General features: G+C 62.2%; 20 protein-coding genes. 6 read left to right on the forward strand and 14 right to left on the reverse strand.

Annotated features, from left to right (window positions below; all coding sequences use genetic code 11):
• Positions 1-18: 18 nt before the first annotated feature.
• The 4 genes from ACLRGI_RS00005 to ACLRGI_RS00020 form a co-directional block, all read right to left on the reverse strand.
• Positions 19-1089 carry an alkene reductase gene (locus ACLRGI_RS00005; protein WP_419199692.1) on the reverse strand — a complete coding sequence of 357 codons (1071 nt, stop codon included), beginning with the start codon at positions 1087-1089 and terminating at the stop codon, positions 19-21.
• Positions 1090-1292: 203 nt separating this feature from the next.
• Positions 1293-1916 (reverse strand): SIS domain-containing protein, encoded by a 624-nt coding sequence (locus ACLRGI_RS00010; RefSeq protein WP_419199693.1) that lies wholly within the window; start codon positions 1914-1916, stop codon positions 1293-1295.
• A 27-nt stretch (positions 1917-1943) separates the two neighbouring features.
• A complete protein-coding gene (locus ACLRGI_RS00015; RefSeq protein ID WP_419199694.1) occupies positions 1944-2507 on the reverse strand; it encodes a hypothetical protein in 564 nt (187 codons plus the stop codon).
• A 215-nt stretch (positions 2508-2722) separates the two neighbouring features.
• Positions 2723-2926, reverse strand: a complete 204-nt coding sequence (locus ACLRGI_RS00020; RefSeq protein WP_419199695.1) for a hypothetical protein — start codon at positions 2924-2926, stop codon at positions 2723-2725.
• 132 nt (positions 2927-3058) lie between these two features.
• Here ACLRGI_RS00020 and ACLRGI_RS00025 point away from each other — a divergent pair, with 132 nt between their 5' ends.
• Positions 3059-4234, forward strand: a complete 1176-nt coding sequence (locus ACLRGI_RS00025) for a zinc-dependent alcohol dehydrogenase (protein ID WP_419199696.1) — start codon at positions 3059-3061, stop codon at positions 4232-4234.
• Positions 4235-4275: 41 nt separating this feature from the next.
• On the opposite strand, the gene ACLRGI_RS00030 is transcribed toward ACLRGI_RS00025, so the two are convergent.
• Both ACLRGI_RS00030 and ACLRGI_RS00035 read right to left on the reverse strand, forming a co-directional pair.
• Entirely contained in the window at positions 4276-5256 is a 981-nt protein-coding gene (locus ACLRGI_RS00030; RefSeq protein ID WP_419199697.1) for an SDR family oxidoreductase, read from the reverse strand.
• 136 nt (positions 5257-5392) lie between these two features.
• Positions 5393-7135, reverse strand: coding sequence for a purine-cytosine permease family protein (locus tag ACLRGI_RS00035; RefSeq protein ID WP_419199698.1), 1743 nt, complete (start codon positions 7133-7135; stop codon positions 5393-5395).
• Positions 7136-7305: 170 nt separating this feature from the next.
• On the opposite strand from ACLRGI_RS00035, the gene bioB reads away from it, so the two are divergent.
• From bioB to ACLRGI_RS00045, 3 genes are read left to right on the forward strand one after another with little or no spacing between them, the layout of a single operon-like run.
• Positions 7306-8340 (forward strand): biotin synthase BioB, encoded by a 1035-nt coding sequence (bioB, locus tag ACLRGI_RS00040; protein ID WP_419199699.1) that lies wholly within the window; start codon positions 7306-7308, stop codon positions 8338-8340.
• On the forward strand, positions 8337-8615 hold the full coding sequence (gene bsaP, locus ACLRGI_RS23405; RefSeq protein ID WP_503409098.1) for a biotin synthase auxiliary protein BsaP: 279 nt from the start codon (positions 8337-8339) through the stop codon (positions 8613-8615). The genes bioB and bsaP overlap by 4 nt, the downstream gene beginning before the upstream one ends.
• Positions 8591-9031 (forward strand): very short patch repair endonuclease, encoded by a 441-nt coding sequence (locus tag ACLRGI_RS00045; RefSeq protein ID WP_419199700.1) that lies wholly within the window; start codon positions 8591-8593, stop codon positions 9029-9031. The genes bsaP and ACLRGI_RS00045 overlap by 25 nt, the downstream gene beginning before the upstream one ends.
• A gap of 30 nt (positions 9032-9061) precedes the next feature.
• Here the strand turns inward: ACLRGI_RS00045 and ACLRGI_RS00050 are convergent, their stop codons facing one another.
• Positions 9062-9250 carry a hypothetical protein gene (locus ACLRGI_RS00050; protein WP_419199701.1) on the reverse strand — a complete coding sequence of 63 codons (189 nt, stop codon included), beginning with the start codon at positions 9248-9250 and terminating at the stop codon, positions 9062-9064.
• Positions 9251-9440: 190 nt separating this feature from the next.
• Here ACLRGI_RS00050 and ACLRGI_RS00055 point away from each other — a divergent pair, with 190 nt between their 5' ends.
• On the forward strand, positions 9441-9821 hold the full coding sequence (locus tag ACLRGI_RS00055) for an Hpt domain-containing protein (RefSeq protein ID WP_419199702.1): 381 nt from the start codon (positions 9441-9443) through the stop codon (positions 9819-9821).
• A 62-nt stretch (positions 9822-9883) separates the two neighbouring features.
• On the opposite strand, the gene ACLRGI_RS00060 is transcribed toward ACLRGI_RS00055, so the two are convergent.
• On the reverse strand, positions 9884-10624 hold the full coding sequence (locus ACLRGI_RS00060) for a response regulator transcription factor (protein WP_419199703.1): 741 nt from the start codon (positions 10622-10624) through the stop codon (positions 9884-9886).
• A 99-nt stretch (positions 10625-10723) separates the two neighbouring features.
• On the opposite strand from ACLRGI_RS00060, the gene ACLRGI_RS00065 reads away from it, so the two are divergent.
• Positions 10724-12394, forward strand: a complete 1671-nt coding sequence (locus tag ACLRGI_RS00065) for a sensor histidine kinase (RefSeq protein ID WP_419199704.1) — start codon at positions 10724-10726, stop codon at positions 12392-12394.
• 3 nt (positions 12395-12397) lie between these two features.
• Here the strand turns inward: ACLRGI_RS00065 and ACLRGI_RS00070 are convergent, their stop codons facing one another.
• From ACLRGI_RS00070 to ACLRGI_RS00095, 6 genes are all read right to left on the reverse strand, one after another.
• Positions 12398-12679 carry a PLDc N-terminal domain-containing protein gene (locus ACLRGI_RS00070; RefSeq protein ID WP_419199705.1) on the reverse strand — a complete coding sequence of 94 codons (282 nt, stop codon included), beginning with the start codon at positions 12677-12679 and terminating at the stop codon, positions 12398-12400.
• A 32-nt stretch (positions 12680-12711) separates the two neighbouring features.
• Positions 12712-13920 (reverse strand): 5-methylcytosine restriction system specificity protein McrC, encoded by a 1209-nt coding sequence (locus ACLRGI_RS00075; protein WP_419199706.1) that lies wholly within the window; start codon positions 13918-13920, stop codon positions 12712-12714.
• Positions 13921-14077: 157 nt separating this feature from the next.
• Positions 14078-16312 (reverse strand): McrB family protein, encoded by a 2235-nt coding sequence (locus tag ACLRGI_RS00080; protein WP_419199707.1) that lies wholly within the window; start codon positions 16310-16312, stop codon positions 14078-14080.
• 98 nt (positions 16313-16410) lie between these two features.
• Complete coding sequence (locus tag ACLRGI_RS00085; RefSeq protein WP_419199708.1) at positions 16411-18348, reverse strand: DUF5107 domain-containing protein; 1938 nt, start codon at positions 18346-18348, stop codon at positions 16411-16413.
• A 129-nt stretch (positions 18349-18477) separates the two neighbouring features.
• Positions 18478-19242, reverse strand: coding sequence for a copper homeostasis protein CutC (locus ACLRGI_RS00090; protein WP_419199709.1), 765 nt, complete (start codon positions 19240-19242; stop codon positions 18478-18480).
• A gap of 81 nt (positions 19243-19323) precedes the next feature.
• Positions 19324-19740: an acyl-CoA thioesterase gene (locus ACLRGI_RS00095; protein WP_419199719.1), complete on the reverse strand. Its 417-nt coding sequence runs from the start codon at positions 19738-19740 to the stop codon at positions 19324-19326.
• Positions 19741-19779: the final 39 nt, after the last annotated feature.

The following is a 19779-nucleotide window of genomic DNA, read 5'->3' on the forward strand; positions in this document are numbered from 1 at the left end:
CGCCCGGTGGATCGAGGCTTAGTTGGCGTAGAACGGGTAGTCGGTGTAACCCTCGGCGCCGTCAGCGTAGAACGTGGAAGCGTCAGGCTCGTTGAGTGGGAGGCTTTCACGCCAGCGGCGGGCGAGATCCGGGTTGGCAATGGCGGGGCGGCCCACCACCACGGCGTCGGCGAGGCCGTCTTCGATGATCGCGAAGGCCTCATCGCGGGTGGTGATTTCGCTGAAGCCGGTGTTCACAAGGAAGGTACCGTTGAAACGCTCACGGAGACCCTGCACCAATGCGCTCTTCGGGTCGTGGTGCAGGATGCTCAAGTAGGCCAGGTTCAGGGGCGCGATGGTGTCCACCAGGACCTCGTACGTTGCCCGGACATCGGCGGCGTCAGTTTCGGCGATTCCCTGCACGTTGTGCTCGGGTGAAATGCGGATGCCCACGCGGTTGGCTCCGAGCGCCTCCACCACAGCGTTGACGGTCTCGATCACGAAGCGGGCCCTATTCTCCGGCGAGCCGCCGTAGCTGTCGCTACGAACGTTCGAGTTGGGTGCAAGGAATTCGTGCAGCAGGTAGCCGTTGGCGGAGTGGAGCTCAACGCCGTCGAAACCTGCCTCAAGCGCATTTTTGGAGGCGGTGACAATCTCCTGGATAACCGCCGGGAGTTCGTCGGTGCGGAGTTCACGCGGTACCGGATAGGGCTGCTTGCCGTTGGGAGTGCGAACCTCGCCGTCAATGGCGACGGCGCTGGGGCCCACGATCTCGTTACCGCCGGTGATGTCCGCATGGGAGACCCTGCCACCGTGCATGACCTGGGCGAAGATGCGTCCGCCTTCAGCGTGAACCGCATCGGTGACCTTCTTCCAGCCTTCCACTTGCTCCTCTGTGACAAGTCCCGGCTGTCCCGGGTAGGACTGGCCGGCAGGTGTCGGATAAGTTCCTTCACTGACGATCAGCCCAAGCGAAGCCCGCTGCCGGTAGTGCTCAGCAATCAATGAACCTGGCACGCCGTTCTGACCTGCGCGAAGACGGGTCAAAGGGGCCATCACCAGTCGGTTGGAAAGTTCAAGTTCGCCGAGGGCCAGTGGGGAAAACAGCATGCGCGGTTCCTTTCAGAATGAATCAGGTTCATCCTGCCCAACTGCATGGCGTCTGCAACTATTCCGAAAGAGGCGCACATCACACAGGATGCTATTCGCGGGATGAAGTAGGCGAAAACTGTGTTCTTCGCGAACAACACAGTGACACACGCCTACCAGGAACCCCGCAAGGCCGCGCAGGCAACCAGGAGCAGCTGGGTAAGCTACTCCGGCCCGATGTTCTTCAGGGCGTCGTCGAAGCACTCGCACAGAGCCAGCACGGCGACAAGGTGCGCTTCCTCGGCGTGAGGAGGATCGGTGTCGATGCATATGGCCTCGTTGACCGATTGGGCAAGGTCCTTGGACTCTTTACCAGTAAGCGCCCACACACGCGCGCCGTTTGATTTCGCGGCCGCAGCGGCCTCCCGCAGATCGTCGGTGATGCCTTTCGCAGCGAGCAGGACCACAATGTCACCCCGACGTACCCGCTTCGATACCTGGCTGCTGATGCTGCCCCCCGCTCCGTCTCCTGCAGGGTCGGCACCCTTGATGGAGATGGCCTTGAAGCCGGGTCCATCCGCTGGATCATGGGCGTTCAGCTCGGACGTGAACCTTTGCGCTTCATGCGAAGATCCGTCGCTGCCCGCTGCGAAGACACTCCCACCACGCAACCTGACACGGGCCAGTTCCTCGCCCCATTCGGCAAGCCTTGAGGACTCCCGGCGCAGGGCCGCGACGGCAGGTCCGATCTCGCCCAAATGCCCCAGAACGACGTCGACTGCGTGCCGGTTCGGCCTCGACCCGGTGGAGCGCAGCGCCTGACCTGTTCGCCTCACCACGATACTCACTTCCCTACCTCCGTTTCTCCGCTGAAACTATAGGTTCCTATCACCCTCGCGCGTTGAACCATCGCGCCCTGAACCGTCGCGTGCTGAACCGTCGCGTCCGCTGCGGTCCCGGGTGAGGCGCTCCCCCTCGGCGAGGTTGGATCGATCGCGGTCTACGTCCGGCGAGCGGTCCGTGTCCCGCGAGCGGTCTACATCCGGCGAGCGGTCCGTGTCCCGCGAGCGGCCCGTGTCCGCCGGTCGATCCGCATTGGACCTGTTCGTGTTCGAATTCGGGTCCAGCTTGTCGGCATGGCGAAGATGCTCCTCGACGCGTTCGTGGGCTTCACCAGCCTTGTGCGCGTGGCGCTCCGCATCCTTGCGGAGCCGGTTTGCCTCGACTTCTGCCTGCAGCGCGGCCGCCTCGGCCTGCGCTGACTCGGCTTTTGCCTGGTGTGCACCGATGGCTTCTTCAGCTGCCTTCTCGCGCAACTCCTCCGCGCGGTGACGGTTGGCTTCGGCTTTTTTGCGGCGCCCTATGACAACCGCGACAATCACAGCTGCGATGACGACGACGGCCAGCACGATGATAAGTACCAATTGTCCTGTATCCATGTGCATTACCTCCCTGGTGAGCGGCTTATGTGGGCGCCGCTCGTGGCCCGCGCTGTGCTTGGTATGTCTGGTGTACCCCGATGAGGCCGCCTCGAAACGATTTCCGGCTCTCAGCCGGGCAGCTCCACTCGGAAGTCTCATCAGCCCCGGTCAACTCAGCCCGAAACTTTCTTCCACCACCATCTTAACACTAATAATCAGGGTACTTACTAGTTTCAGCTCCCTGTTGCTTCCGGATGCTCCCTTGCCCGCTTCTCCTCCGGCGTCTCGGTGCTCTCGTCAGGGAGGAAGGTGGGGTCCAGTTCGGTGGTGAAGTCGCCCGTACCTGCGGCTTGGTCGTCGTGCTCGACGCCGGCAGGCACCTCAGGTTCCGGTCCGTCGGAGGGCGTCGCTTCAGGGTTGTTCGTTTCATCGCTCATGGCCTCAATCTAGGCCCCGCCCGGGGCAGTGTCGAGGCTGGGCGGCCTTGTGTGCCCGTGCCATCTCTGCTTCGCTGGGAGGGTCTCCAGCAGCGAGGGACCCACCCAGCCGAAATGCAGGGAGAACCAATCGTGAAAGCAGTGACATGGCAAGGCCGGCGCTCAGTCGGCGTCGAAGACGTCCCCGATCCCTCCATCCAGGAACCCACGGACGCGATTGTCCGGATCACTTCCACAGCAATTTGCGGCTCCGACCTCCACCTCTACGAAGTACTTGGCCCCTACATGCACAAGGGCGATGTCATCGGGCATGAGCCCATGGGAATCGTGGAAGAAGTAGGCTCGGGGGTCCACCGGCTGAAGAAGGGCGACCGTGTGGTGGTGCCATTCAACATCTCCTGCGGTCATTGCTATATGTGCAATCAAGGCCTGCAGTCGCAATGCGAAACCACGCAAGTGACAGCAAAAGGCTCGGGAGCAGCACTTTTCGGCTATTCCGAGCTCTACGGTTCCGTTCCCGGTGGGCAGGCGCAATACCTGCGGGTTCCCTTCGCCGATTACGGACCCGTCAAAATCGACTCGGACGCCCCGGATGAGCGCTACTTGTTCCTCTCGGACATCCTGCCAACTGCATGGCAGGCGGTGGAGTACGCGAAGGTACCGGATGGTGGCACACTTGCCGTGCTCGGGCTGGGTCCCGTTGGCCAATTCGCGGCTCGGATAGGGGTCCACAAGGGCTTCCGGGTGATCGGCGTAGATCCGGTCCCTGAACGCCGCGCGATGGCGGAGGCGCATGGCGTGGAGACCATGGACTACAGCTCCGATGTCGCCGCGGAGATCCGTGAGCAAACGCTCGGCCGGGGCCCTGACTCCGTGGTTGACGCTGTGGGTATGGAGGCACACGGGTCCCCGGTAGCATCCTTCCTCCACAAGGCCGTCTCCTTACTCCCGGACAAGCCGGCGCAGGTAGCCATGGAAACCATGAGTGTTGACAGGCTTGCCGCGCTCCATACAGCCGTGGATCTGGTGCGACGCGGCGGGACGGTTTCATTGAGTGGCGTCTACGGCGGCCAGGCCGATCCGATGCCGCTCATGACAATGTTCGACAAGCAAATTCAGCTCCGCATGGGCCAATGCAATGTGCGCAGCTGGACTGACGCTCTACTCCCCTTGGTAGAGGACGACGCCGATCCGCTGGGAGTTATGCATCTGGTAACCCACACGGGAGGGCTGGATGAGGCACCCGCCCTCTACGAGAAGTTCCAGAAGAAGCAGGACGGCTGCATCAAGGTGGTGCTCAAGCCCTGATCAGTCCGGCCCCTAAGCAGTCCCTCGTCACAGCCCACGGCTTAGGCCAGGTGCTTTCCGCCGGTCACGCCGATGACTGAACCGGAAATGTAGCTGGATTCCTCCGTGGCCAGCAGAACGTAAGTGGCGGCGAGTTCGGCAGGTTGCCCCGCCCTGCCCAGCGGGGTGTCCTGGCCGAACTTTTCGATCTTCTCGGCAGGCTGCGTAGGCGGCTGAAGGGGCGTCCACACGGGACCGGGCGCCACGGCGTTGACACGGATTCCCTTGGGCCCGAGTGACTCGGCCAAAGAGAAGGTCATGCTGTTAATGGCCGCTTTGGTGGCTGCGTAGTCGATCAACGACGGACTCGGGTGGTAGCCCTGGATGGAGGAGGTGTTGATGATTGCGGCGCCGGGCTTCATGTGCGGCAAGGCGGCCTTGGTGAGCCAGAAAAGCGCATAGACGTTGGTCTTGAAGGTCCGATCAAACTGTTCGCTACTGAGGTCTCCGATGCCCTCGTCCGTGGTCATCTGGAAGCCTGCATTGTTCACCAGGACGTTGAGCCCGTCGAATTCGGCCACGGTCTGGGCAATAACTTCCTCGCAGAATTCCTCATCCTGCAAATCTCCCGGCAAGGCCAGGGCCCTGCTTCCGGCGTCTTCGATGAGCTGGACGGTCTGTTCGGCATCCTGTTCTTCTTCGGGCAGGTAAGTGAACGCGACATCCGCACCCTCGCGTGCGTAGGCAATGGCCACCGCCCTGCCGATCCCGCTGTCACCCCCTGTGATCAGCGCCCGCATGCCCATCATCCGGTGATGCCCCACATAGCTTTGTTCGCCGTGATCGGGGCGCGGGTTCATGGCTTCGGTCCACCCGGGGTAGTCCTGGGTCTGCGGATCGAATTCTTCGGACGGATACTTGGTCCTTGGATCCGTTTCCTCTGAATCGTCCGGTGTGTTGATGACGTGGTTTACCAATGCCATGGCGATGTCCTCGTCAAGGTCAGTTTGCTCCGTTTTTTCGTCGCGGGTCTCCTCAGCCATGCCTTCAGTGTAAGCATGCTTACGGTTTTTGGGGCGTAGGCCCGGAGCAACACTTGGAGCGAAAAAAACGCAGCAAACGCCCCGGCTCCCCCAAAGGAAGCCGGGGCGTTCGCGTGCCCCAAGTGGATCGCAGGAGCTATTTCTGGGCGGGCAGCACCAGCTCGCCCGACTTATCCGTGGACAAGGCGAGGGACGAGATGTACCGGGGTTCGCCGTCGGGCCCGTCCTGGGCTGAGCGGAGCATGTCCGGGCGTTCGAACTCAAGCCCGGTGACGTGGCAGAGAAGCTTGGCATCGCTGGGGTTTCCGTCGGCGTCGAACATGGGCAGGTCAATGCCGTCGTCAGTCCGGCGGAGGTAGTACCGGCCCTTGGTCAGCAATGCCAGCACGGGCGGAAGCACCAGCGCCAGGCCCACCGCGAAGATGGGCGAGAACGGCTGGACAGCTGTACCGAACGCCCCAAAAAACATTGCGATGGACACCCCCGCAGAGACGAGCATGGACACGAAGCCCACCGGGTTCACTGCGTAGAGCATCCCGCGGCGGAACTCCGGAACCTTGGGTGAGATCTTCAGCAGGTACTTGTTGATCGCGATATCGGAGGCCACCGTGACAACCCAGGCCATGGCGCAGTTGGCGTAGAAACCCAGGATTGTATTGAGGAACTCGAACATGTTCGACTCCATCAGGACCAGCGCGATGACCAGGTTGACCACCACGAACACCATGCGGCCCGGGTAGGTCTTGGTGATGCGCGTGAAGGAGTTGGTCCATGCAAGTGAGCCGGAGTAGGCGTTGGTGACGTTGATCTTGATCTGCGAAATGACCACCAGCACCACAGCCAAAGTCATGGCAAGCCACGCCGGCATCATCTCTTCGTACACGCCCAGGAACTGGTGGACAGGCTCATTTGCGGAAGAAGCGGCCTCGGGGCTGAGCTTGGCGATGAGGTAGATCGCGATGAACAGGCCAATGATCTGCTTTATGGCGCCGAAGATGACCCAGCCCGGTCCGGCGAGAATCACTGCGCGCCACCATGCGCCTTTGTTTTCGGCGGTCTTGGGCGGCATAAAGCGAAGGTAGTCGATCTGCTCGGCGATCTGCGCCATCAGGGACAGGCAAACACCTGCGGCCAGCATCACCGAGGCCAGGTTGGGTCCGCCGCTGCCGGAAGCGCCCGTGAAAGCGAAAAAGGCCTCGATGCTTTCGGGGTGGGACAAAAGCAGGTAGCCCACCGGAACCACCATGAGCAGCAACCACAGGGGCGTAGTCCACACCTGCAAAGTAGCCAAAGTCTTCATGCCGTAAATCACCAGCGGAATGATGATGACGGTGGACACGGCATAACCGATCCACTGCGGAATTCCGAGGCCCAGCTGCAATCCCTGGGCCATGATGGAGCCTTCAAGGGCGAAGAAAATGAACGTAAACGTGGCAAAGATGATGTTGGTGACCACTGAGCCGTAGTAGCCAAATCCTGAGCCACGGGTGATGAGGTCCAGATCGATGTTGTACCGCGCAGCGTAGTACGCCAGCGGAAAGCCCGTGGTGAAGATGATCACCGCGGCCACGATGATGCCGAAGATCGCGTTCACGGTTCCGTAGGCAATGCCGATATTCGCACCGATGGAGAAGTCGGCCAGGTACGCGATGCCACCCAGAGCACTGGTGGCCACAACTCCGGCACTCCACTTCCGGTAGGAGCGCGGAGCGAACCGGAGCGTGTAGTCCTCCAGGCTCTCCTTCGCAGCGCTCATCGCATCGGCGTTGCCTGCTGCGGGAGCGCCTGCAGTTCCAGTTCCGGTGGTGCCGATACCGACGGCGGTGCCTGCCGCCGTCGTCGGCTCCAGTGTGGCGGTACTCGTCTTGTCGTCGCTCATTCGTCGTCGCTTTCGTCGGGGAGGTTGCCTCGCCCCCGACGCTAGTCACGCAGCGCGTCAATTCAGTCACGTCCATGTTTCACAGCTGTAACTTCTGCACCAAGATCAACCACCCGCGTTTGTGCCCACCCCACAAAATCGCCCTTCACCAGCGCAGATACCGTCAAGGCATGACTACCCAAGTACCTCCAGAAAGCCCCGAAACCGCTGGATACACCATCCTGGACATCGCCCGCCAGCAGGTGCTCGAACGCGGCGAAGGCCTGAACGAACTCCAACTTAAAGAAGTCCTGGAGCTCCCGGACGACGCCATTCCCGCAGCACTGCAACTCGCCCACGAGGTTCGCCTCAAGCACTGCGGCGAGGACGTGGAAGTGGAAGGCATCATCTCCATCAAAACCGGCGGCTGCCCCGAGGACTGCCATTTCTGCAGCCAGTCCGGCTTGTTCGACTCCCCCGTTCGCGGTGTGTGGCTGGACATCCCTGAGCTGGTCAAGGCCGCCAAGGAAACCGCCGCAACGGGAGCCACGGAGTTCTGCATTGTGGCCGCCGTCCGGGGCCCGGACATCAAGCTCATGAACCAGATCAAGTTCGCGATCCACCGCATCAAGGAAGAAGTGGACATCAACATCGCGTGCTCCCTGGGCATGCTCACGCAACGGCAAGTGGACCAGTTGGCTGAGTGGGGCGTGCACCGCTACAACCACAACCTGGAAACGGCCCGCAGCTACTTCCCCCAAGTCGTCACCACGCACAGTTACGAGGAACGCCTGGAAACCTGCGCCATGGTGAAGGCTGCCGGGATGGAACTGTGCTGTGGTGCGCTGATAGGCATGGGCGAATCGTTGGCGCAACGTGCCGAACTAGCCGCCCAGCTCGCCGCCCTTGAACCTCACGAGGTTCCACTGAACTTCCTGAACCCGCGCCCCGGCACACCGCTGGAGAACCAAGGCATCATGGACGGCAAAGACGCCCTCCGTGCCATCGCCGCGTTCCGGCTCGCAATGCCGCGTACCGTGCTGCGTTATGCCGGCGGGCGTGAACTAACTTTGGGCGACCTCGGCACCCGCGAAGGACTGCTGGGCGGCATCAACGCCGTCATTGTCGGCAACTACCTCACCACGCTGGGCCGACCCGCGAATGCTGACCTGAACCTGCTGGTGGAGCTCAATATGCCCATCAAGGAATTCCAGAAGTCACTGTGAGCATTGATGCCTCCCAGCAGTATTGCGGGCACTGCGGCGGTGACATCCAGGCCGGCGGTGACATCGAGGCCGGCGGTGACGGCCCGACGTCGGACCCTCACCACAGCTGCCTGCAGCACCTGGCAATGGAGCCGCCTCGCTTTTGCCCGCAGTGCCGCCGACGCATGAAAGTGCAAGTCACGCCGTTGGGGTGGACGGCAGAGTGTTCCCGGCACGGAAAGGCGGTGTCCCACCTGGGTACGCTGGATGCATGGCCGAGAGCCGGGACCGTCTGACGCGTGAGCAGCGCAGCCGCAACATGTCCAAAATCCGCGGGAAGAACACCAAACCAGAGTTGCTGGTCCGCAAGCTGCTGCATGCGAAAGGCTACCGGTACCGCCTTCACGGTCAGTCCGGAGCGGCAAAACTACCGGGCCGCCCGGACCTGGTGTTCGCAGGCCGGCGCAAGGTCATTTTCGTCAACGGCTGCTTCTGGCACTTCCATGACTGCAAAGCCGGGCAGCACTCCCCGGCAGCGAACGCGGAATTCCGGGAAGCCAAGCGATCACGAACCCGCGAAAGGGACGCGGCGCAGAGGGAACAGTTGCAGGCCGCCGGCTGGGAGGCGCTCACGGTGTGGGAGTGCCAGCTGAAGGACAGGTCCGAGCTTGAGGACCGGCTCACGTCGTTCTTGGGATCTGCGGTGGACTAACGGGAGCGGTGGACTAACGGGAGCGGTGGATTAGGGCGCAGTCGTACTGGCGGGCGCAGTGGTGGTCGGCGCGGACTCCACGGACCGATCGGTCACAGACGTCTGGGAACTCTGCTGCCACAGGGCGAAGGCAGCCGACCCGCCAATGCCCAGCAGGACAGTCATGCAGACCACGATGATGAGCATGAGGCCCGGTGACGGGCGAGCACCACTTTCCATGTTGTTTCCCGTTCCCTGATTCAGCCTGGGAACGCCCAGATCTGCTTTCCACTACTTTGTGGGGAAGAAATCAAGAGTGGCTCTGAGTCCGCTCAAGATTGGATCAATCTTTGGGTTTATGGTGCTGCGGAAGTTCCACGGGTTCTACTGTTGAATCGTGAATCTATTGTTTGGAGGCGGGAGGGGTTTGGTGTCTGAGTATGACGAGTGCACCGACGCCCTGGTGGATCACACCGTCCTCACCGAACTCCAAGCCGAGCTTGGCGGCGACCCAGCCATCATCAGTACCTTCGTGCGCAACTACGTGGAGCTGCTGCCGTGGCGGGTGGACCGGCTTCACCAGGCCTTGGAAAAACTCGACATTGAAGACGCCATGGACGCGGTCCTTAGCCTGAAGACCTCCAGCCACATGGTGGGCGCCATCTGCATGAATCGGCTGGCCACGGAACTGGAAATCAGCATCAGGCTGCTGCCGAACGCGACGCATTTGCGTGAGCTCAGCACTCAGGTGGACGAAATCGACCATTTCGTCCCGGAGACAATCCGCGAGCTGCAAGCCCCGATCCCGTAGCCGACGCCAGCGGCTGTTTGAGGCGCTTAGTTTGTTTGAGGCGCTTAGTTTGTTTGAAGCGCTTAGTTGTTGTTTGAGGGCGCCAGCCGGTAGCCCACGCCGCGCACGGTCTCAAGCCAGCGCGGCGCCTGGATGCTGTCGCCAAGTTTCTTGCGCAGATTCCCCATGTGTACCTCAACGGCACGCTCGTCTGCGTCGCTGACGTAACTACCGACGTCGTACGGTTCGTTGCGGAGGCGGCGCGCGAGGTCTGCCTTGGTCCGCACGATCCGTCCGGTCTCCAGCAGCGCGAGCAGGAGGTCGAACTCCGTGCGGGTCAGCTTGAGCTCGGTGCCGTTCAGGACCGCGGTACGTGAACCGGCAGAGACTGCCAGGCCGTTGTGGCTTACTTCGGGGTCAACTTCTTCCGGCGCACTCTTCGATTCCGACGACGCGCGCGGCCGTCGCATCATCGCTTCAACACGGGCGCGCAGTTCCCGCGGACGGAAAGGTTTGGTGAGGTAGTCATCTCCGCCGGCTTCCAAGCCCATGAGGGTGTCCAGCTCTTCGGCGCGTGCGGTCAACATAATGATGTAAGCGTCGGAGGATTTCCGGATCTGGCGTGCTACCTCAAACCCATCAATATCGGGAAGGCCGAGATCCAACGTAATAACGTCCGGATTCAGCTCGCGGGCCGATGTCACACCTGCGGATCCCGTGGACGCGACATGTACATCAAACCCCGCCTGGGATAGAACTACGCGTACCAATTCGCGGATATCCTGGTCATCTTCAATGACCAGCCCCACACGTGCTTCACTCATCGCTGCCCCTCAGCCCCTTCGATAACCTCAGAAGTATATCCATTATGGTTAGGCTGATCTCATGAACCGACTTTCTTCCGCATCTTTGGTGGATGTGCCATGACCCACCCTTCGACTTGGGATATTGGTGAAAAGAAGAAATTGTTGGTTTTCAGGCGCTCTTTCCATGAACATACCCTGCGTATGCGCGTTGTCCTCAGCCAACTGCCGTTGTCTGTGTGTGTCTGCATTTCGGCCATCCTCGTCTGGCTTTATTTCCCTGCCACACTTGAGAATCCGCTGTTCCTCATTTTCCTGCTGAGCCAGGCACTCCTGCTGGCCCTTTGCATCATTGTGCCGTGGCACCGGCTTCCCTTCGCCAGCTTCCTCAGCATCCCCATCCTGGACATGGTCTCCATCGGATTCGCCCGTGAAGGCGCGGTGGAATCCATCACCGGCCTCAGTGTCCTTGTGGTGCTGCCGGTTATCTGGCTGTGTGCATCAGGGTTGTACCCGAAGCTCGCCATTGTCATGTCCTTCCTGGGACCACTAGGCATCGTCTGGGTGCCCCTGTTCGTACGGGGGACACTCAGCGAACAGGACTTCACCAAACCGCTCCTGTTCCCCATCCTCATGCTGGGAATCGGAGTGTCCGTCAGCGTCCTGACGCTCAGCATGGTGCGTCAGCAACGCGCCTTGGAGGAGAAGGACGAGGCACTCAAGGAAGCATTGGGCGTCAGTACCAAGCAAGAGCGGCTCCTCAACACCGTCATGGAAGCCCTTCCACTGGGCGTAGTGGCTGTTGATGGAGACGGGCATGACATCCTCATGAACCGTCGCCAGCGCCAAACACATACCTTGGCCACTCCCGCGGACATTGACGATCCCAACGAATCCCAGTTGCTGATCTTCGATACGGACAGGACTACCCCCCTCCCCGCAGACCGCCGACCCGTGCGTCGCGCTGTCCTGGGAGAAAGGTTCACCGACCAGTTGGTGTGGTTGGGGCCGGGAAGCGATCAACGTGCCTTCACCGCGAGTGCACGACCCATGGTGGACGACGCCGGGAAGTTCGCCGGCTCGGTGGTGGTCTTCAGCGACGTCACGGACCTGGTGAACGCCTTGGCCGCAAAGGACGACTTTGTTGCCAATGTCTCCCACGAATTCCGCACCCCATTGACGTCCATCCTTGGCTATGTGGAACTGATCCTGGACGAGCCCGACGCCCTCGATGCCCGGGCCCGCAAACAACTCGACATCGTCAGGCGCAACGCTGAGCGGCTACTGACCCTGGTCTCGGATTTGTTGGCTGTGCGCTCGGGCCAGATCGTCATTCAGCCGCACGCCGTGGACGTCGCCGAACTGGTGCGGGGAAGCGTCACTTCTGCCGAACCACGCGCGGCGAAGGCCGGCATCCGGCTCTCCATGGATCTCCCGGACGCGTTGGAAGCCCACGTGGACTCGTCACGGATCGCGCAGGTGCTGGACAACCTGGTATCCAACGCCATCAAATACTCTCCCGACGGCGGCGACGTGGAAGTAGCGGCCTGGGAAGACCAGGACTTTGTTTTCTGCCGCGTCACGGACACCGGCATGGGGATGAACGAAGAGGAACAGGCAGAGGCTTTCACCAAATTCTTCCGCGCCGGCGGCGTCCGCAACAGCACCATTCCCGGCGTCGGGCTTGGGCTACCCATCAGCAAAGCCATTGTTGAAGCGCACGGCGGAACCATCACGCTGGAAAGCGAACCGGGCCGGGGCACCACTTTCACCGTCAAGATGCCCGCCTGAACCTCAGACTTTGGTTACCGGCGCGCCCGTCCCCGAACCAACGCTCCCCGAATCACGGCTCCCTGCATCCCGACGGCGACCGAACAGGAAGTAGCTGACCGGCCCGAAGAAGTTGATGAAGGAGACTCCGCGCCAGATCGCCTTCTTGCCCCTGATCTGTTCGTCCGGAGTCTTGCCGATGCTTCTCTGCGCCGCGCCCAACAAAGCCATATTTACCGCTCCACTGGCCAACAGCATGATCCGTTGGCCTTTGGTCATATCGCGCCACGATTTCTTGCGGCCCATGATGCCTCCTCCGTGAAGATTCAGTTATCAGGCTAGTCCGACGCCGGCCGGCCCGCCACAGCTTGGCGTACTACTTCGCCCCACGATTGTTCGGCAAGGTCAGCCACTGCGGCCAGGATTTCCGCTGGCGGCAAGGACAGGTCCAACGGATACTCCACAATGTCGATGTCAGTGTTGAGGATGCGGCGAAGCTTCATTTCCCCCGCCCCTGCGTAGACGAGCCATGCTGTGGGAACCCTAAGGGCCGTGCAGTACGCCAGCAACTGGTAGTGGTCGGCACTCAAGGAGGCGCCGGCGTCGGAAGCTGCTTGGTATTTCGAGTCATAGACCACCACGGGGCGGCCACCCAGGAAGTGGACAGCGTCAGGACGTACCGTCAGGCGGTCCGAGTCCCTGACGGCCTCGTTGAGCAGCGCCCCGAACTGCAGGCGCATCTCCCCCGGATGTGCACTCATGGCCGACCTCAGGGCGGTGCCCACGAACTCTTCGAACACTTCGCCCATGTCCACCACGAACGAGGCGGTCTGTTGCTTGCCCTCGCCGGCCTCGGCTGAGGCATTGCGCAGAATTACCTCGGACAGGCGCAGCACGGGGTGATACCTAAGGTTCATTCTGCTGGCCTGCCACGACGGCAGCGGCGCTCCGGACTGAAGCCGCGTGACGGCGTCGAGCTTTCCCTTGAGCTGCCGCAGCCGGCTCAGGACATCCGGCCGCACCCCGGGAACCTTGCCCATGCGCTCCAACGCAGCGCGGAGGATACGGTTCTCCGCAATATCCTCCGTGAACTCGTCGTAGGAGACCTCCAACGGCACCATCATTCCGGGGCGTCGGGAAATCTGGTCCGAGATGCGGATGCGGCCCTTGACCGTACGCAGGGACTCCTCAACGGTCAAATAGCCCTGCAGGACGCCACGGCCTAAGGCTTTATCAGCCAACCGGGCCAGTGACTCCGCCAGCGCACTCCACAGATCCGGGTGCTCCACGGCCTCCACGGAATGGTCTCGAAAACCTTGGTCTCCAGCGTAACTAAGCAGGAAAAGGAGCCGGCTGAGGCCCAGGCGGTCCTTGGGACGGACTTCGAGCTGCACCGTCGCGGTCCGGACCGAGCCCACCTTGCCAACGGGTTCAATCCGGTAGAGGCCCATCCCCATGGGAGAGGCCTTGGCCAGGCCGCTGGTGTTGATGAAAGCTGCCGCTTGGGAATCAAGTTTCTCCACCACCCCGCGGGAGAGCTCGTCCATGACGATATGCCGGGGCCCGGAAGTGGCCTTCGCCGCTGAGGCACGCGACCGGCCCGCACTGCCATACGTTCCAACCGCGCTGGCAGGCGTTCCAACCGCGCTGGCAGGCGTTCCAACCGCGCCGGCAGGCGCCCGGCCCGGCCTGGGCGGGATGGCTTTAGCGGGCTGCAAGACGTCCCAGCAACTGGTCCAGGCCGAAGCGTTCCTCGAGCTGTGCGCGGTTCAGCTGCCCGTGATAGTGCTCCTCCAGCAACGGCATGAGCTCGTACTTCCAGATACGGCGAAGTCCTGTGGGGTTCTGGGCCGCGTTCTTCATGAAGTAGGACGGTCCGATCATCAGGTCCCGGTCCCAATCATCGATCGCGTCATTGAGCGCATCCAGCAGGTCTGCGTTAAGGGTCTCCAGCCCGCGGGCTTCGAGGAACCGACGCAGGGTGCCACGGATCGGCTCCTCCTTGGGGTGCAGCTCGATGAACGCGAAACGACGGCGGATGGCAGCGTCCATCATGGCGATGGAGCGGTCCGCAGTGTTCATGGTGCCGATGATGTAAAGGTTGTCCGGCAGGCTAAAGGGCTCGTTGGGGCTGTACTGCAGGTAGATGCGATCGTCCCGGTATTCCAGCAGGAAGTAGAGCTCACCGAAAACCTTGGCGAGGTTGGCGCGGTTCATTTCATCGATGATCAGGAAGTACGGTTTGTGCGCATTCTCGGGCTTGGCCGCTTCCTCCGCGAGGCGCCGCAACGGTCCGGCGACGAGTTTGAAGGACACTTGGCCGTCGTCGGTTTTGTCCGGCCTGTAGCCCTCGAAAAAGTCCTCGTAGGCATATGACGGGTGGAACTGAACCAGTTTCACCCGTTCGTCGGTGTGGTCACCGGCCAGCTCGGCGGCGAGGTGCTTTGCCAAGTAGGTCTTGCCTGTTCCCGGCGGACCGTACAGGACCAACTGGCGGTTCTCTTCGAGCAGTTCCGCGATCTCCTTGAGCGGTTCAAGATCCATGTGCAGGGACGCGGCGAATTCTTCCGTCAGTGGCCGGAACCCCTGATGGACAACCTCGACGACGGTGGTGGGCGGCGCTTCGTCCTCGCCATCGGTTTCGGCCTCCACAGGCAGCAGTTCCTGTAGGGCCTGAATCACCCTGGTGACATCCACGATGATGCCTGGCGTGGAAAGCTGGCGCTGGGCATGACGTGGAAGCTCGGGGATGGCGTAGCTGTCATCGAACCAGCGGACTTTCCGGCGGATCCGCCTGTTGTCCTCGTGGTGTTCAGGTTCGCCAAGCACCACACCAACCCGTACCCGGCCGGCGTGCTGATACAGGGTGAGATCGCCCGGCTTCATGACAGTCAGGAATGCGAAAACAGCCGTCTTGGTGTCTTCGCGTTCAACGTAGCCCAGGTGTTTGTAATCCTCGTCCACGGCATGCTGAACCACGCCGGCCGTGACGCCGGCAGTGAGGGTACGCAGGTGCTCCACGTCCAAGGTGGCTTTTTCTTCGGCAACCCAGGCAGCGAGGAGGTCCGCATTGTCGTGGTGCGTACGCAGGAGCCAGGAGCGACGCCCCGGATCTCCTACCTTCCGCCATTGGCTCACCAGTTGGCGGGCATACCAGTCGATGCGTTGGCCGGCCTGCTCGTCCAGGTGCAGCCGGATGCGGTGAATGTCCGCGGTGATGTCCTCATCCGTGTCACCTTTGGCGCCGCCAACCAGTGAAGCGAAGGCGTCACGGATCTCCTGGCGTTCAACATCGGCCACCACGGGCTCAAAGTAGCTCGGCCACACCAAGTACTCGATACTGCGACGGAGGGCAGGCTGGTCCTCGGGCGTCGCTGCGGCAAGTTCGTGGAACTTCAAGGGGTCCGCGAGCGCTTCATTGATGGTGGCCGTACTTTGGCTGTCCACGTGCGCCACGAAACGGCACAGCCACTTCAGGTGGTCCCAGATTGTCCAGTTGAACTCGGCAGTGCGGTCCCGGATGACGCCGTGGTCCGTCATGCCCTCATAGAGTTCTTCCGGCAGTTCGATGGGGGGCTCCACCCATGACGCCGCCTCAGCCACGCGGGCGCGTTTAACCCTGAGGGATTTAACCTCATGCGCGAGCGGCAACGATTGCAGGAACAGCAGTTCCACGGCCAGCAGCTTAGCCTCCCGGGAGGCCCCTTCCAGGTTCTGCCGGAGGTTGGTCATCATGGGGGCTTTGGAGTCCTCGACTCCGCGTTCGAGCCTTTCAAGGAGCTCCCCTGCCGCATCAGCGGTCCACGTCAATGTCCTGCCGTCCAGCGCTGAAGGTCTCCCGTGAAGCGCCGGACCGAGCACATACCAGGCCGCGTCCTCAATCTCCTTGGAGACTCCGGGGGCACGGTCAATGGCAGTTTTTACGGAGGGAATCACCATGCCAACTTACCTTGTTTGGCTTTTACTGGCATCTGGATATCCACAGGCTAGCGGCTCCACCGGAACAGCGCGTTTTCGTCTTCGCTGTCCGGCCGGGGCTAGTGCATCCCGAATTGGTAGCTGAAGGGAACAGGCTCGCCGGGACAAACCTCTTCCCACAGCGCCGCTATGGCGTCCTCCCCCTCGCGGAGGTCCGGAATCTCGACCCCCTCACGCAGGATGGCAGCCGCCTCACCAGGGTTTCCCGTCCGAGCATGCGCCAGGGCGCGCAGGAACCTCAAGCGTCCGACGGCGGCGCCCTCCTTGGGTGCCCTGTCCGTCAGTTCCAGCGCCATGGCGGGGTTTCCATGCCGGATGCCGAGCGTGGCGGCCTCCGTGAGCAGGGCCGTGGTGGAAGGGTCAGTCTCCACGCCGTTCCGAAGCTCAGCAAGACCTTCCGCGTCCCTCCCCTCCGCGAGCAGCGCCAAGCCCAACCCGCGGTGGGCCAGGGCCTTGGTACGCGGCCTCACATCACCGGCTGCCAGCACCTCCTGGTAGCGCGCCTTCGCCCCCTCCAGGTCCTGCCGCGCATGCCTCATGGTGGCCAGATGGAATGCCGCTTCGGGGCCTTCCTGCCCTGCCAGCAACTCCTCCCAGTCCGCCCCGGCGACGAAGCTGTGCGCGCCGTCGAACGCCTTTCCGTCAAGCAACCCAAGCCACGGTTCCTGCTCAGCCGAGACGCTTTCATCGGCGAAGGGTGTCCCGCTTTCATCAACCCAGGCCAGGCCGGCCCTGCTGCGTCGGGCACGTTCCACCACGCCCCAACCGCTGCCGTACAGCAGCATTTCCGACGGCGGGATGTCGGCATTGCTGATAGCTGAGGGAAGCATGGCCTCGAGTTCCCCGTGCGGCAGGAGCTGTTCCAAACGCTCGCTGGCGTGCGCCACCGCAGCATCCCAATCGTCACCGTGGGACGTCTCCCGGTCAAGATGCCCGTTCCCGTACGCTTCAACCCACGCCCACTCCGCGCCGGCGGGCATCACTAAATGTTCGAACTGCGTCTGCGCCAGGCCGGCTTGGATCTCGGCGTAGGGTCCGGCTCCCGGGCTCAGCCACTCCTGCCAGCGCTTTCCACCCTGCCCCTGTCCCCATACGAAGAGCTTCTTTCCCCGCAGGAGGCCCGTAGAAAGCATCGCGAGCCCGTCGCCGTCGTCGTCCGCTGCCACCACCCAGCGCCGCTCCGAAGGATCGATGTCGAAGAAGAAGTCGGCCGCGTGCGGGCTGTTGACCAGCCATGTGCCGTCGTACCCTTCGTGGCTGGTGGGCGTGACACGGGTGATATCCGTGGCGTAATCGCTGCCGAAGGCCTCGTCCGCGGGGGCGATGACCCGTGTGCGATCCGTTTCCGGAATGGCGGCGTTGCTCCACCAGTACATGGGGACGTCGTGGTCATTCGGATTCCGCAACCTGACCGCGGCGAACAGGACGTCCGAGTCCACCGGCAACCAGATGTCCACTTGGAACACCACTTCCCGCAGCCGCTCGTACTCCCAGACGCGCAGGATGTGTTTGCCGTCCGGCGTGTGGACGATTGCCGTGTGCAGAGGATCGCAACTGGTGGGCGAGTGTCCGCGGGTGCCGATGTTCCATTCCAGACCGCCGGCGAACCACGCCTTGCGCAACGCAATATTGGCCAGCTGGGGAGCGTCGTGTGTGTGCAGGAGCTGCTTGCCTGTTGCTTTGTCGAACAACTCCCAGATCCGGCCGCCTAATGAAGGGATAACGGTCGCCTTGAGTTTGCTGTTTTCAAGCACGACGGCGGGAAGCTCCTTGGGTGCCGCCTCGCGGCTGTAGCCGTCCTGCATGAGGTACGGGTAAACGTTGGGCACCACGCCGTATCGAGCCGAGGCCTGGAGTTCCTCCGGCACGCCCTCGCCCACTGTGTAAGGCTGGTCCAATTCGGCCGCCACCACCGGCAAGGGATTCAGCGGGCCGAGCTCGGCCATCGTCAGGGAGATTGTGGTGACGGTGAGGTTGGAGCTTGCAGTGATGGCCACGTCAGTATCCGATCGTGAGAAGGAGGCCGCGTTGCGGCACAAGGGTGGTTGCTCCACATGCTCAGTTTCCTCGGCCCGGGACGCCAACGCCACCACCCTCCGCGCCCCGTACCGGCGTGTGGCCAGCGCTTATCCGGAGGCGGCCAGATTCAGCGCGTTGACTTTCGCTCTTGCTGCCCGGACAACCTCGCGGTCGGTGACCGAATAGGCTGTGGGATCGTTGCCGTCCTGGGCTCCGAGGGAGATCGCACCGTCCCCGAGGGTGGAGACTGTCTTCTTGGCGGATAAGTGGACGGCAGACAGGCCCGCGGCGTGCATCGCCGGAATGTCACCCAACGTGAGTCCGCCACCAGCCATGATTTCCAAGGCATCACCGGCCCGTTCCACCATGCTGGTCAGTGTTGGCAGGCCTGCCCCCGCCGAGGCTTCATGCCCGGAAGTAAGGACGCGCGTGAAGCCAAGTTCCATGAGCTGCTCAAGGGCCACCAGAGGATCCTTTGACTGATCGATGGCGCGGTGGAATGTCAGCTGCGCTTCAGGATTGGCATCCCTGGCGGCACCCACCAGTCGCTGTGCTGCGTGCACGTCCACTTCTCCGGAGGGCGTCAGCGCGCCGATCACCACCCCGTGGGCGCCTTGGGCCAGCAGGTGGCGGATCTCGTGGACCATGGTGTCCAGATCGGAAGCCGAGTAGCGGAAATCGCCGGGCCTCGAGCGAACCAGCGGATGGATTTCCAAGCGCCCGTCCACATGCTCCATGCTCGCTTCCATGAGCCCCTGGCTTGGCGTGATGCCACCAAGTTCCAGGCTGCTGCATAGTTCAATGCGGTTGGCTCCTTCGGAGGCAGCCGTTCCTGCACCGGCCGCGCTCACCACGGCAATTTCAAGTTTCATGCTGAAACTCTACGCGGAGTTTTTGTACAGGTAATGCCCCTAAGACGGCCCCATAAGGGCATCATCTGTACAAAAAATTCGTCATGCCCGGTACTGTTCCAGCTTTTCCTTCTGCTCCGGAGTCAGCCGGAGGACCCGTCCGGTGGCTTCGGCCACGAAGGCCAGGTGAGTTGTGGCTTTGACGCAGTCTTCCCGCGTGACGGGGTCCTTGATGACGTAGTGGAGATCGAAGCTTGCACCCTTGATGGCACCAACCCAAATCTCGACGACCGCAGGGATGTTGCGGTAGTCCAGCGTCCGGACATAGCGGACCTTGTGCTCCACAACCAGGGTCATGACGCCCTCCTCAACATCGTTGAAGAGGGCAGCGGGAGGTTCGATGCCCGGGAGGCCTGCACCGCGGGGCGGTCCGAAAGCTGCGATACGGGCTTCCTCGAGCATGCGCACAATCTGGACGTTGTTGATGTGTCCGTAGGCGTCCATGTCACCCCAGCGCATGTGTACAAGGACCTCTATGCGCCGCGATGCCATGGATTC

It is taken from the genome of Paenarthrobacter sp. PPS72, from assembly GCF_048537125.1.
Lineage (GTDB): Bacteria > Actinomycetota > Actinomycetes > Actinomycetales > Micrococcaceae > Arthrobacter > Arthrobacter nitroguajacolicus_E.